This window comes from Hydrogenibacillus sp. N12, assembly GCF_019645935.1.
Taxonomy (GTDB): domain Bacteria; phylum Bacillota; class Bacilli; order Thermicanales; family DSM-22653; genus Hydrogenibacillus; species Hydrogenibacillus schlegelii.
In genome coordinates, this window is the sequence record NZ_CP080953.1 from 1,219,556 (window position 1) to 1,232,553 (window position 12,998).

Here is a 12,998-nt window from a genome sequence, read left to right on the forward strand (position 1 = left end):
GAGTGATCCCGGTCTTCCCCGGACCGGCACACCTTTTTATTGTAGCATGTTTGTCCGCTGCATGTTTTGGCCCGGCCGCCGGAAGCGGTTGTGCCCCGAAAGTCCCTCCATTAAAATGGAAAGCGCAACGGGGTCCAAAGCACCAAACACGGGAGCGGCGTGCGCGATGACGATGGAAGGCAGGGCCCGCCCGGAGCGGGCATGGTGGAAAGAGGCGATCGTCTACCAGATCTATCCGCGCAGCTTTTTCGACGTGAGCGGCGACGGCGTCGGCGATCTTGCGGGGATCATTGCGAAGCTCGATTATCTTCAGGCGCTCGGCGTGGATGCCGTCTGGCTGTCCCCGATCTACCGTTCGCCGGGAGCCGATAACGGCTACGATGTGAGCGATTATCGGGAGATCGATCCTCAGTTCGGGACGATGGCGGATTTTGAGCGGCTCGTCCGGGAGGCGGACGCCCGGGGGATCCGTCTCGTACTCGACCTTGTCGTCAATCATACGAGCGACGAGCATCCGTGGTTTTACGCCTCCCGGCAGGGGATCGTTCCGTATCGGGATTTTTATATCTGGCGGCCGGGGAAAAACGGCGGCCTCCCCAACCGCTGGCGGTCGGTCTTCGGCGGCCCGGCCTGGACGTACGTACCGGAGCGGGATGCGTATTATCTGCACCTTTTTAGTCCAAAACAGCCGGATCTCAACTGGGACTTGCCGGCGGTGCGGCAGGAAGTCTACCGGCTGATGCGCTTCTGGCTGGAAAAGGGCGTCGCCGGCTTCCGCATGGATGTCATCAACGCCATCGGCAAGCCGGAGCTCGACGACGAGGCGGACGCGGTCGGTTTCGAGCGGGTGATCAACCACCCGAAGGCGTTTCGCTTTCTGGAGGAGATGTACGAGGCGGTCCTGAAGGGAGCGGATCTCCTCACCGTCGGCGAGACGCCGGGGGTGACGCCGGAGCACGCCTGGCGGTACGCTGCCCTCGGGCGGGGCCCGCTGGGGATGATCTTCCCCTTCGAGCACATGACCGTCGACGTCGGGGCGACGAAGTGGGAGCCGGCGCCCTTCGACGTCGTCCGGTGGAAGCGGGTTCTCTTCCGCTGGCAGACGAAGCTTGAAGGCCGGGCGTGGCCGGCCCTTTACCTCGGCAACCACGATCAGCCACGGCCGGTGTCCCGTTTCGGCGACGACGGGGAGTACCGGGTGGCGGCGGCGAAGCTCCTGGCCGCGCTTCTCCTTTTGCAAAAGGGGACGCCGTTCGTCTATCAGGGCGAGGAGATCGGCATGACGAACGTCCGCTTCCCGTCGATCGACGACTACCGGGACATCGAGACGCTGAATTTTTACCGGGAGGGGCGGGAGCGGGGCGTCGCCGAGGAGAGGCTCATGGCGGCGATCCACCGGATGAGCCGGGACAACGCCCGGACGCCGATGCAGTGGTCGGCGGGAAAAAACGCCGGCTTTACCTCCGGGACGCCGTGGATTCGGGTGAATCCGAATTACCGGGAGATCAACGTCGAGGCGGCATGGGCCGACCCGGATTCGGTGCTCCATTTCTACCGCGCCCTCATCGCCCTCCGGAAGCGGGTGCCGGCCCTCGTCTACGGCCGGCTGGTGCCGCTTTGCCCGGACGATCCGGCGGTCATCGCCTTTCTCCGGGAAGACGAGGCGGGGCCGTGGCTGGTGGCGCTCAATTTGTCACCGGCGCCGACGACGTGGGCCCTCCCGCGGCCGATCGCCGGCCGGCCGATGGTCCGGGTGCTGGACAACCGGCACCGCCCGCCGGCGTACTGGGATCCGGCGACGCCGATCCCCGCCGCTTGGGGGGACAAAGAGGCGGCCGCCTTTGCCGGGGTCGGCGGGGGCGAGGCCGCCGGCGGGCCGGAGACCGGCGCGCCCGGAGAGCGGCCGTCGGAACGGGGGGGTCACGGGGTCGGCCCGTCGACGTTCGCCGGGGAAGGGCGACGGGATGCGCCGGTCGGGGCGGCCGGGCCGGACGGAAAGCAGACGGCCGCGGACGTCCGCCGGGGATCGTGGGAGGTCGAGCGGCCGGAGGCGTTTCGGCTCGGGCCTTTCGAGGCGCGGGTGTACCGGATGGCGCCGTCCGGGCACCGTCGCCGCCGGCCGGGGGAGGGAGACGGATGAGCGCCTGGGTGCAGTGGCTCGTCATTGGTTGGTCGGCGTTGATGGTCGTGTTCTTGAGCATCGGCGGATTTTTCATGTTCCGGAAGTTTCTTTTCTCCATGCCCCGGGTCGACGGTCCGTCGGTCCTTGAACGGCGTCGGGCGCTGATCGAGCAAAGCCTTCCTCTCTGGACGGACGAGGGGAAACGACTGCTCAATGCCCTCGTGGCGCCGGTGCCTTCTTTGTTTCGGGCAGCGGCCAAGGAGGCGATCGCGGCGAAGATCGCCGAGCTCGCCCTGGAGCGCGGTCTTTCGTCGATCGATCCGGCCACGATCGTCGAGGGCTACATCCGGGCGACGCCCCGGCAGGATCACCGGCATCTGCACCGGCGGCTTCATGAGCTCGGCATCGATGCGTCGCCGTATCGGGCGCTCCTCGATCCGTCCGGCCGGTGGACGAAGGCGGAGCTTAAGGCGCGGTCAAAGCAGAGCGACCGGACCCGCGGGTGAGGCGAAGCGGGGGCGGCGAAGGGAAAAGCGGGAGTTGACAGCGGTGGAAGGCAACATGATGGTTCGGCCCGGGGATTGAACCAAGACCGGGCGGTGCCGGGACGCGGCGAAAAGACGCCCGGGCGGCGCCGGATCCGAAAAAGGCCGGCGGTTTTGAAACCGCCGGCCTTTTTGCGTGCGCCCGGAAGCGGTGGCCGTCGTACGCCTTCGCTCCGTCCTCCTCGGGAACCGCCGTAAGCCGAAGCGCTCGATCGCCTTTACGTCCGGGACGCGCCCTTCGTCGCCCGAAAGAGGGCGGCGTCCAGATGGGGCAGTGCCGTCCAGGTGAGCCGTTCGTGGGTGCGGAGGGCTTGAAGGAGCGGAAGAAGCGCCCGGGGATCTCCGGGGAAGAAATCGGGGGTGAGAGGGGCGATCGCCTGCGGATCGAGGCGGCCGTCCGGGGAAAAGAAGCCGTCCGGCGGCCGGGGGCTCGGTGGCCGCTCCGGACCGGGCCGTCTGCTCCAGCCGTCGAGGGGGCGCCGGTCGAGGACGTCGAGCTGGGAAAATCCGGCGGACCGGAAGGCCTGCTCCCAGTCGTCTGCGCGAAACGGCCGGGCGATGCGATAGAAGGCGACAAACTCCCCCTCCAGCGCCGGCGGAAACGGGGTGCTCAGGACGAGCTCCCGGGCCAGGACGAAGCCGCCGGAGCGGAGCACGCGGTGCCACTCCCGGAGCGCCCGATCCGAGACGAACAGGGCGACCGACTCGGACCACACGGCGTCGAACGTCTCCTCAGGGAACGGGAGCGTTTCGGCATCATGCGCGAAGACGTCCGCGTCAAGGCCGGAGGCGCGAAGCCGCGCCCGGGCCCGGGCGACGTGCCGGGAATCCCGTTCGACGGCCGTCACCCGGTAACCGGCGGCGACAAGGCGGACGGTGCTTCGCCCTCCGCCGGCGCCGACCTCCAGGATGCGGGCGCCGGGGCGAAGGTCGGAGTCGGCGAGCGCCGCAAGCATCGCCTCGGAGGCGAGGGGGCCGCCGGGGTGCGCATCGTCGATGCCGAGGCGGGCGATGAGTTCCAGGTAATCGATCCGTTCGTTCATCCGGCACCGTCCTTTTTTTGAAGTCGAAGCGTCGGGCCGGATCAGCATATGCGCGCGGGCCGGAAGGCGGCGCGGCGCTTTTTTGCGTCCGGCGGGCCCGAAAATGGGCGCCGGCGGATGGGTGGGCAAGTTCCCGCCGCCCTCGCCCGGTCATACGGTGGTACCGAGCGACGGAAGAGGGGGAGGGAACGGTGGGGGTCGTTCGGGCGACGTGGGATGAACTGCAGCTTCTTGCGCGGCTGATTCGCGCCGAAGCGGAGTCTGAAGGCAAGCTCGGGATGCTCCTCGTCGGCAACGTCGCCGTCAACCGCGTCCGGGCGAACTGCCTCGATTTCCGCGGCATCCGCACGCTTAGGCAAGCGATCTTTCAGTCCCCCGGCGGCTTTGAAGCGGTGCGGAAAGGGTATTTTTACCAGCGCGCCCGGGCGAGCGAGATCGCCCTGGCCCGGAAGTGCGTGCGGGGGCAGCGGTTTCATCCCGCGACGTTTGTCAACATCGGATGTAAAATCCCCAATAGCAGCGGATAAAGATTCCCCAAAATCACCGGCATGATTTCCTCAAAATCATCGGGATGAATTCCCCACCCCTGTGTCGAACTATGGCACCTGCCATCACTTTTGGGGAGGTGCCGGTGATGAGGGAGAGTGAGAAGATGGAGATCAGGAAGCTGTATGAGGAGGGCGTCAGCATCTCGGAACTGGCCAGAAGATACGGCCATGACCGCAAAACCATCCGCAAGGCTGTGAGTGAGCCGAGGCAGCAGGAGGAGGGGAGGGTGAAGTCGCGCAGCCGTAGGGTGAAAGGCCACAAGCTGGAGCCGTACAAGGCCTATGTGGAGCAGCGCATGCGTATCGGCGTCCTCAATGCGGAGCGAATCTTTCGCGAGATCCGGGAGCAGGGATATACCGGCGGAATTACCGTACTGCGCGAGTTCATGCACCCTCTCCGCCCGGTTGTCTCTGCCAAGGCAACCGTGCGGTTTGAGACGGCTCCGGGGGAACAAGCGCAAATCGACCTGGGCGCATTCCCCTACCTGGATCCGCAGGGCCATCGGCGCAAGGTATGGTGCTTTGCCATGGTCCTCGCCTACTCCCGCATGCTCTACCTGGAGTTTATCAGAGCGGCGGACCAACGGCATATCCTCCAGGCGCTCCGGAACGCGCTGGAGTTCTTCGGCGGGGTTCCAAAGGTCATGCTCAGCGACAACTGCTCCCCGCTGGTCGTGGCCAACGACGGTCATGGACACGTCGACTGGCAGCCGGCGTACATGGACTTCGCCAAGTACTACGGATTCGTGCCCAAGGCCTGTAAGCCCTACCGAAGTCGCACCAAAGGGAAGATTGAACGGCCCATCGGGTATATCCGGTCCAGCTTCTGGCCGGTTTCGTTCGTGGACCATGACGACCTGAACCGGCAAGGTGCCATCTGGCGGGATACGGTGGCTAATGTGCGCATCCACGGCACGACGCGGGAGCAGCCGGTGGTGCGGTTTCAGGCCGAGACGCTTAAGCCCCTGCCTAAGAGCCGGTACACGCTGGCGTACGCCGATATGCGCAAGGTCATGAGCGATTGTCGCATCTCCTGGAACACGAACATGTACACCGTTCCATGGCGGTATGTGGGGCACACCGTGCTGGTCCGGGAGTTTGAGTCAGGCCGCCTGCAGATCGAGTACGGCGGGCAGGTCATTGCCGAACACCGCGTGCTCACAGGCAGGCACCAGGTCTCAACCGACCCTGAGCACTTCAAGGGCATCCCGGCTGGGACGCCTCATCCGGATCGAGGCAAGGTGCCAGGGTTGCAAATCGGGCCGGACGTGGAGCAGCGGGAGCTGTCCGTCTATGAGCAGATCGCGATGGGAGGTCAGGGGCAATGAGTGAGGCGTTGGTTTTGGCCAAGGCCGAGGAGCAGCTGCTGGAGCTGGGATTGAAGCGCGCCGCGGCGGTGCTGCCGGCGTGCGTGGAGTGGGCAGCGGGGCACCAGGCGACCTATGCGGAGTTCCTGCACAGACTGCTGGATGCTGAGCAGGAGGAGCGATACAGCCGTTACATGCACGCCAGACTCCGCATGGCCAACTTCCCGTATCACAAGACCCTTGCAGATTTCGATTTCTCGTTCCAGCCGTCCGTCGATGAGCGACAAATACGCGAACTGGCCGGCTTGACGTTCATCCGGGAGGGCAGCAACGTCATCTTCCTGGGACCGCCGGGGGTGGGCAAGACCCACCTTGCGGTGGCCCTGGGGATGGAGGCGATTCGACAGCGCATGAGCGTCTACTTCGTGACCATGCAGAAGCTGGTCGCTGACTTGCGACGGGCGTACCAAGAGGGACGGCTGGACAAGCGCCTGCGCATCTACACCCAGCCGAAGCTGCTGATCTGCGACGAAGTCGGCTACTTGCCGCTTGACGCCTTGGACGCCGCGAACTTCTTCCGGCTCGTGTCGGAGCGCTACGAGCATGGCTCCCTGATCATCACGTCCAACACCAGCTTCACCAACTGGGGGACACTCTTCGGTGACCAGGTGCTGGCCTCTGCCTTGCTCGACCGGCTCCTGCACCACGCCACCACCATCAACATCCGCGGCAACAGCTACCGGATGAAGGACAAGCTGCGCGCCGGGGTGACCCATGCGCTGAAGGAGGAGGTGACCGCGTAGATCGAACATACGTCTGGGGAATGATGCGCGATGATTTTGGGGAACTGAATCCGCTGTTTGTGGGGAATCGAACGCGATTTTTTTGGGGAGTTTTAATCCGCTATTGACACGTTTGCCCTCTGGTTTTTCAAGCCGTACACCGGCGGCTGTCCGCCGCAGTGGTTCCGGCAGTGGAATGCCGGCCGCTACAAGTCCCACTGCTTTTATCATCCGACGGCGTCGACCTGTCCGGGCGTCTACCGGGGATGAAGGACGCGGTCGCGGCGGGGCGCCGGCGAGCGAAAGCGGACGGATGGTCCGCCATCGCCAAAAAAACCGATAAAACGGGAAAGGAGCGCGAGGTTCGGGATGTGGGATGCGATGCCGCTTTGGCCTGCGGCGGGGAATGAGACGTTCGGAGCGCTGGAGCCGATGGTTTTCTCCGGAATGTGGGGGCAGACGTACGCCGGCACCGGAACCGGGGCCAAAGGGACGGGGACGACGGGAGCGAAAGGGACGGAAGGATCGGGGGCGCCGGCTCCGGCGGGGCCTTCGCCGGCGCCTTCGGCCGGGACGCCCGGCACTGCGGCGATGCCGCAAGCGACCTGGCCGACGGTCTATCCGACTTACCCGTTTTATGCCTATTATCCATATTATGCGGGTTCTGCCGTGCCTCCGGTGACCGCCTACGGTCCGCTTCCTCCGAGCGGCGCCGTCGTTCCCGGGGTGCCGATGACGGAAGAGCAGATGATCGCCGAGCAGTCGTACGTGGAAAACATCCTTCGCTACAACAAAGGAAAGACGGCGACGTTTTATCTCACGTATGAGAATAACCGCGAATGGAACGCGATGGTCATCCGAGGCGTCATCCAGACCGCCGGCCGGGACCACATCATCGTGAGCGACCCGGAGACGGGGAAACGCTATCTCCTTCTCATGGTGAACCTGGACTACGTCGTCTTCGATGAGCCGATCACCTATATCGCGCCGAAGGTGCCGCCTTACGTGCAGATGTACCTCGAAGAGTCCCGGGAAGGGTGAGGCGAGCCCGAGAACGCATGCAAAAACGCGCGGCCGTGCCGCGCGTTTTTGTTACCGCCGGGAAAAAGGGGGAGAAGAGACGGCGCTTGGGTTGCCGCGGGAATAAAGCGTCAGAAGAGACGGATGGGGGACGGAGATGGGATGGCTGAAGTTTCGCTGAAGGCGCTCGTCGCTTCGTCGGCGTGGGCGGTGCACGCGTCGATGGGAGCGGTCGTCGACCGGCGCCCGACGGGGGAAGACAAGGAGGGCCGGAAAGTCGTCCGGTTCTGGCAGGCGTTTCGCCCCCGCCGGACGATCCTCGGCCGCGGGCGGGCGCCGTGGCTGCTCGTCGAAGAGGGGCTCGAGCCGCCGCCCCCGGTGGACGATCCGCTGAACGCCGCCTATCCCGGCCCGTACGCCGAGGGGGAGTACGTCCTCTTTCTTCGGTCCGACTCCGCCGCCGGCGGCTGGCGCCTCGTCGGCGGCTGGCAGGGGCTGTATCCGGTCATCGGCGGACGGCTCATCGCCCTCGAAGGCTACGGGGCGCCGGAGCTTCATGGCCTCACGGTGGCGGAAGCGGCGATGCGGCTTAGGACCGTCAAGCGTTCGCCGTAAGCCCGGCGCCGTGCGGTCCGCCGGTCGGTCCTGCCGCCTGCGGGCCGCTGGTTCACCGGTCGCCGCGCGGGCCGTCGCATGGCGAAAGCGGACCGCACGGCGCCGCCCGGATCCCGGAACGCCGTCCGGTGAAGCGGCGAGAGCGTGAGCGTCGAGGGATCGGCCCCGTCGCCCGGGTGAAACGACGGCCGGGGGCAGCGGCATGCCGGAGGGCCGTCCGGAAAAACGGCTACAGCGTGAGCGCCCGGACGCGGTCGATGTCGTCGAGCCGCTCGAGGTCGGCGAGGACGTCGGGTCCCGGCGGGTGGTCGACGGTGAGCATCATGATCGCCCGGCCGCCTTCGTCCCGCCGGCCGACCTGCATCGTGGCGATGTTCACGCCGTGGCGGCCGAGGAGCGTGCCGACGCGGCCGATGACGCCGGGGCGGTCGTGGTGGTGGACGTAGAGGATGGGACCCCGGGGGACGACGTCGACGGAAAAGCCGTCGACCTTGACGATGCGGGGGCCGAAGCCGTTCAGGACGGTGCCGGCGGCCGAGAAGCTCGCCCCGGTTTCGTCGGTCGCCTCGACGGTGAGGAGCTTTTCAAACCCTTCGGTCCGGGGGGTCGTCTCGGCGGTGACGGCGAGGCGCCGCTGCTTGGCGAGGAAGAGGGCGTTGACGAAGTTGACGTGAATGTCGAGCTGCCGCTTCAAAAAGCCCTGGACGACGGCCCGGGTGAGAGCGGCTTCGTCGTCGGGACCGAAGGCGCCGCCGTAGGTGATCCGGAGCCGGGTCGGCGCCCGCTCGATGAGGGCACCGACGAAGCGGCCGAGGGCATCGGCGAGGGTGAGGTCGTCTTTCAGGCGGGCGTAGACGTCCGGGGCGAGGGCAGGGAAGTTGACGCTGTTTTTAAACGGCCGGCCCCGGAGGACGTTCAGCACCTCCTGGGCGACGTCCCGGGCGACGAGTTCCTGGGCTTCGACGGTGCTCGCGCCGAGGTGCGGCGTGACGACGACGTTCGGGAGATCGAGGAGGGGATTCCCGGCCGGCGGTTCTTCGGCGAAGACGTCGAGGGCGGCGCCGGCGACCTTGCCGGAGACGAGGGCGTCGTAGAGGGCCCGTTCGTCGATGAGGCCGCCCCGAGCGCAGTTGACGATGCGGACGCCGTCTTTCATCCGGGCGATGGCGGCGGCGTTGATGAGGTTTCGCGTCTCGTCCGTCAGCGGGGTGTGCAGCGTGATGATGTCGGCCTCGGCGAGGAGCGTCTCGAAGCTCACTTTTTCGACGGCAAGCGCCCGGGCCCGCTCTTCGGTGAGGTAGGGGTCGTAGGCGATGACCCGCATCTCAAACGCCTTGGCCCGCTTGGCGACTTCCTGGCCGATGCGGCCGAGGCCGACGATGCCGAGGGTTTTTCCGGCGAGCTCGAAGCCGAGGAAGGCCTTCCGGTCCCAGCGTCCGGCCACGAGGGACTGGTGCGCCCGGGGGATGTGCCGGGCGAGGGCGAGCATCATCGCCAGGGTGTGCTCGGCGGCGGCGATCATGTTGCCGTAGGGGGCGTTCAGGACGATGACGCCTCGCTCGGTGGCGGCGTCGAGGTCGATGTTGTCGACGCCGACGCCGGCCCGGCCGATGACCTTGAGCTTCGGCATGCCGGCGATGAGCTCCCGCGTGACTTTGGTCTGGGAGCGGACGAGGAGGGCATCCGCCCGGGCAAACGCCTCCCGGCGGGTGGCCTCGTCGGCCCCGTCGACCCGGAGGAGTTCGACGTCGTCGGCGTGGAGGAGGGCTTTGAGACCGTCGTCGGACAGAGGATCGGCGACGGCGATGACGTACGGGCCCCGGGCGCCGGCGGCGAGGAAGGACGGGGCGGCCTGTTCGCCCGCCGCCGGCGACGTCGGTGCCGGGGCGGCGGTCCGTTCGGTCGCGGTCTCGGTCGCCGTCTTTCCGGCCAGAAGTCGGTCGGTCATGCGAGGGTCACCTCCAGGGCGGCGCGGATGCCGGCGCCGAGTGGGCTTTCGGGGTCGAGGCGCTTCGCGGCCACTTCGAGGGCGGCGATATACTGGAGCACGTCCGCTTCGGACATATAGCCCATGTGCCCGATGCGGAAGATCTCGTCTTTCAGCTTTCCCTGGCCGGAAGCGAAGACGATGCCGAATTCGTCCCGGACCGCCTGAAGGAGGGCCTTTGGCGTAAAGCGCGTCGGCCGGACGGCGGTGACCGTCGGGGAGGCGACGGCGTCGGCGGCCAGGAGGGGCACGCCGAGGGCCTTCAAGGCGGCCCGGGTCATGTCCCGCATCTTCCGGTGCCGGGCGAAGACGTGGGCGAGGCCCTCCGCTTCGATGAGGTCGAGGGACGCCTCGAGGGCGAAGAGGAGCGTCACCGCCGGGGTGAAGGGGACGGTGGACTGGGCGAGGGATGCCTCGTACTGCCGGAGGTCGGCGTAAAAGCGGGAGCTTTGGATGCGGTGCATCGCGGCCCGGGCCCGTTCGCCGAGGGCGACGAGGGCGAGACCCGGCGGGGCCATGAGGGCCTTTTGCGATCCGGTGGCGACGGCGTCGACGCCCCAGACGTCCATCTCGACCGGTGTGCCGCCCAGGCTGGAGACGGCGTCGACGACGAGGAGGGCGTCGGAATGTTCCCGGACGACGCGGGCGATGTCGGCGATCGGGTTCAGGACGCCGGTGGACGTCTCGCTGTGGGTGGCGACGACGGCCCGGACGTCGGGGTGCGCCTGAAGCAGCCGCCGGACGTCGTCGGGATCGACGGCCTCGCCCCACGGGACGTGGTGGGGGATCGCCTGTCGGCGGTGGCCTTCGGCGATGCGGAAGAAGCGCTCGCCGAAGGCGCCGGAGATGAGGTGGAGCACCTTGTCCCCTTCGTCGGTGACGTTGACGAGGGCCGTCTCGAGGGCGAGGGTGCCGCTCCCGGCGAGGAGGTAGACGGCGCCGGAGGTGCCGAAGAGGGGTCGAAGGCGCGGGATGAGGTCGGCGATGAGGGCGTCCATCGCCTTGTCCCGGTGGCCGATCATCGGCCGGATCATCGCCCGCTCGACGCTCGGCGGAAGCGGCGTCGGGCCCGGAATGCGGAGAAAGGCCTGATCTTTCAGCATGGAATCCCTCCACTCCGTGTCTTTCGAATCGGGAGAATCAAAAAACCTCCCGCCCCTTCCTTCCGGAAGGGGCGAGAGGTTCCTCGCGGTACCACCCTTCTTCGCAGACGCCGCCCCGCCGCGCCCGGGTCGCCTTGAAGCGTTCGGGCGCGCCCGGACCGCCGAATCGACGGCGGACCGGCGGCTCCGAAGACGGACCGGCGGCCCGCCCTGAACCGCTCGGGCCGCGCGCCGTGCGGAGCAAGCGGCTGCCTCAGTGGCCTTGCAGCCGACGATAACGGGTGACCCGTTGTCCGCCTACTGGCCGCCGGCGCACGCCGCCGGCGCGTTCGGGGACCGGCTCCGAAGCGCTCGGGCATCGGCGCCGCCGACCGGGCTTCCACCGTCCCCGGCTCGCTCTGCGGCCTCGCGCCGCGCCCCTCTTCTTCCTCGCCTTTTGCCGATGAATTTTGCCATCAACATAGCACGGCGGTGGGACGTTGTCAAGGGTAAGAATTTTGCATGCATCTGTCAAGACGTTCTCAGAGCCCCGGTTACCCGTCATCTCTTTGGTCGATGAAAGACGCCGGCCCGAAAAAGGCCGGCATTTTCGTTTGCTCGGCGGGGGCCGGACATAAGCCCGCCGGCCGGCATATACATTTGAAGTAAAACCCGCTCGGAGACGGTCGGAGGGGAGGGAGGCGAGATCTTCCGGCGCAACCGACCGCAGGCGGCGCTCGGGCGCCTCCTCGGCGTCGTCTCCGCCGCGGTGGGGGTCATCGTCCTCATCCGCACGCTTCCGGCCTGGGTCTGGCCGGCGCTGGCCGGCCTCGGCTTCATCGGTTTCGGCTACTGGATGTATCAGCGGAGCTTCTGATCGCCGCGGAGCGATCGTCGCGAAGCGGCCCGGGTGAACGTCCGCTTTGGGACCCGCGAACGTTGGAGAGCGCGCCAGTTCGAGAAAAGGGGGAAGGCGGAGTGCGGTTTTACACGATCAAGCTGCCGCGGCCCGTCGGCGCCGTTGTCCGCTTTTTTTTGCAGCTTTTCGGCGGCGAAGGGAAAAAGCGGGTGGTCAAAAAGGTGGAGCGAAAAAAATAAACGGCGATGAAACGTCGATGCCGCGATGAAACGACAATGCCAAGAAAAAAAGCACCCGTCGGGTGCTTTTTTTGTGCCGCGTCCGGTTGGCCCGGGCCTTACTCCTCCGGACCGCGCCTCCTTCCTCCGGATCGCTTCCGGTCCGGATCGCTTCCGGTTAGACGCGCTTCACCTTGCCGGATTTGAGCGCTTTGGCGCTGACCCAGACGCGCTTCGGTTTTCCGTCGACGAGGATGCGGACCTTCTGGACGTTGACGCCCCACCGCCGGCGGGACGCCCGCATCGAGTGGCTCCGCTTGTTGCCGAAGCCGGGCTTTTTGCCGGTAATGAAGCATTTGCGCGACATGACCGTCCCTCCTCCCGCGCCATGATAGCACATCGACCGCGGGGGTTGCAACGGAGGATTTGAAATTCCCGGCCGAAGCTTTTATAGTGGTGGGAGGAAAGAAAGGGTGAGGCCCGTGTGGCGCATGGACACACCCGATGGGGTGATCCGCGTCGCTCCGGAGGCGATCGCCCGCCTCGCCGGGTATGCGGCGGGGGAGGTGTACGGCGTCGTCGATTTTGCCCCGCGGGGACGGATCAAAGATGAGGTGTCGGAACGCCTCGGCAGAAGGACGTATCGGCGGGGGATCGACGTGAGCGTCGAAGATGGAGGCCTTCGGGTGACGCTTTACCTTGTCGTCCGCTACGGAACGAAAATCTCGGAAGTGGCGATGAACGTCCAGGCCCACATCCGGCATCAGCTCCGGGAAGCGCTCGGGGTCGGGGATGTGCGGGTCGACGTTTTCGTCGAAGGCGTGCGCTGAGCGGCAAAACCGCTTCAGTTCCGGGCGGTCGTCGTAGCTA

12 protein-coding genes and 2 pseudogenes are annotated in these 12,998 nt (G+C 66.7%); 10 read left to right on the top strand and 4 right to left on the bottom strand.

Annotated elements, in window-relative coordinates; genetic code table 11:
* Positions 1-166 precede the first annotated feature (166 nt).
* The gene (locus tag K2M58_RS05705; RefSeq protein ID WP_252393550.1) at positions 167-2,140 is read left to right on the top strand and encodes a glycoside hydrolase family 13 protein; all 1,974 of its coding nucleotides are present in this window, start codon (positions 167-169) and stop codon (positions 2,138-2,140) included.
* Positions 2,137-2,628 carry a DUF2621 family protein gene (locus tag K2M58_RS05710; RefSeq protein ID WP_220678642.1) on the top strand — a complete coding sequence of 164 codons (492 nt, stop codon included), beginning with the start codon at positions 2,137-2,139 and terminating at the stop codon, positions 2,626-2,628. Before K2M58_RS05705 ends, K2M58_RS05710 begins: the two co-directional genes overlap by 4 nt.
* A 257-nt stretch (positions 2,629-2,885) precedes the next feature.
* Here K2M58_RS05710 and K2M58_RS05715 read toward each other — a convergent pair whose 3' ends face one another.
* Positions 2,886-3,710: a class I SAM-dependent methyltransferase gene (locus K2M58_RS05715; RefSeq protein ID WP_220678643.1), complete on the bottom strand. Its 825-nt coding sequence runs from the start codon at positions 3,708-3,710 to the stop codon at positions 2,886-2,888.
* Between the two features lie 191 nt (positions 3,711-3,901).
* On the opposite strand from K2M58_RS05715, the pseudogene K2M58_RS05720 reads away from it, so the two are divergent.
* From K2M58_RS05720 to K2M58_RS05740, 6 genes and pseudogenes are all read left to right on the top strand, one after another.
* Positions 3,902-4,195: pseudogene (locus tag K2M58_RS05720) on the top strand (cell wall hydrolase); the annotation flags it as partial.
* A 113-nt stretch (positions 4,196-4,308) separates the two neighbouring features.
* Positions 4,309-5,586 (top strand): IS21 family transposase, encoded by a 1,278-nt coding sequence (istA, locus tag K2M58_RS05725; RefSeq protein WP_252393391.1) that lies wholly within the window; start codon positions 4,309-4,311, stop codon positions 5,584-5,586.
* The gene (gene istB / locus K2M58_RS05730; protein WP_220676869.1) at positions 5,583-6,368 is read left to right on the top strand and encodes an IS21-like element helper ATPase IstB; all 786 of its coding nucleotides are present in this window, start codon (positions 5,583-5,585) and stop codon (positions 6,366-6,368) included. Before istA ends, istB begins: the two co-directional genes overlap by 4 nt.
* A 108-nt stretch (positions 6,369-6,476) precedes the next feature.
* Positions 6,477-6,617: pseudogene (locus K2M58_RS12600) on the top strand (cell wall hydrolase); the annotation flags it as partial.
* 321 nt (positions 6,618-6,938) lie between these two features.
* Positions 6,939-7,388, top strand: coding sequence for a spore coat protein GerQ (gene gerQ, locus K2M58_RS05735; RefSeq protein ID WP_220678817.1), 450 nt, complete (start codon positions 6,939-6,941; stop codon positions 7,386-7,388).
* 141 nt (positions 7,389-7,529) lie between these two features.
* Positions 7,530-7,982, top strand: coding sequence for a hypothetical protein (locus K2M58_RS05740; RefSeq protein WP_220678645.1), 453 nt, complete (start codon positions 7,530-7,532; stop codon positions 7,980-7,982).
* A gap of 229 nt (positions 7,983-8,211) precedes the next feature.
* On the opposite strand, the gene serA is transcribed toward K2M58_RS05740, so the two are convergent.
* Positions 8,212-9,930 carry a phosphoglycerate dehydrogenase gene (gene serA, locus K2M58_RS05745; RefSeq protein ID WP_220678646.1) on the bottom strand — a complete coding sequence of 573 codons (1,719 nt, stop codon included), beginning with the start codon at positions 9,928-9,930 and terminating at the stop codon, positions 8,212-8,214.
* Positions 9,927-11,072: a pyridoxal-phosphate-dependent aminotransferase family protein gene (locus K2M58_RS05750; protein ID WP_220678647.1), complete on the bottom strand. Its 1,146-nt coding sequence runs from the start codon at positions 11,070-11,072 to the stop codon at positions 9,927-9,929. The genes serA and K2M58_RS05750 overlap by 4 nt, the downstream gene beginning before the upstream one ends.
* A gap of 957 nt (positions 11,073-12,029) precedes the next feature.
* On the opposite strand from K2M58_RS05750, the gene K2M58_RS05755 reads away from it, so the two are divergent.
* Entirely contained in the window at positions 12,030-12,149 is a 120-nt protein-coding gene (locus K2M58_RS05755; protein WP_220678648.1) for a stage V sporulation protein M, read from the top strand.
* 157 nt (positions 12,150-12,306) lie between these two features.
* Here the strand turns inward: K2M58_RS05755 and rpmB are convergent, their stop codons facing one another.
* The gene (rpmB, locus tag K2M58_RS05760; protein ID WP_220678649.1) at positions 12,307-12,495 is read right to left on the bottom strand and encodes a 50S ribosomal protein L28; all 189 of its coding nucleotides are present in this window, start codon (positions 12,493-12,495) and stop codon (positions 12,307-12,309) included.
* Between the two features lie 106 nt (positions 12,496-12,601).
* On the opposite strand from rpmB, the gene K2M58_RS05765 reads away from it, so the two are divergent.
* Entirely contained in the window at positions 12,602-12,958 is a 357-nt protein-coding gene (locus K2M58_RS05765; protein ID WP_220678650.1) for an Asp23/Gls24 family envelope stress response protein, read from the top strand.
* Positions 12,959-12,998 lie beyond the last annotated feature (40 nt).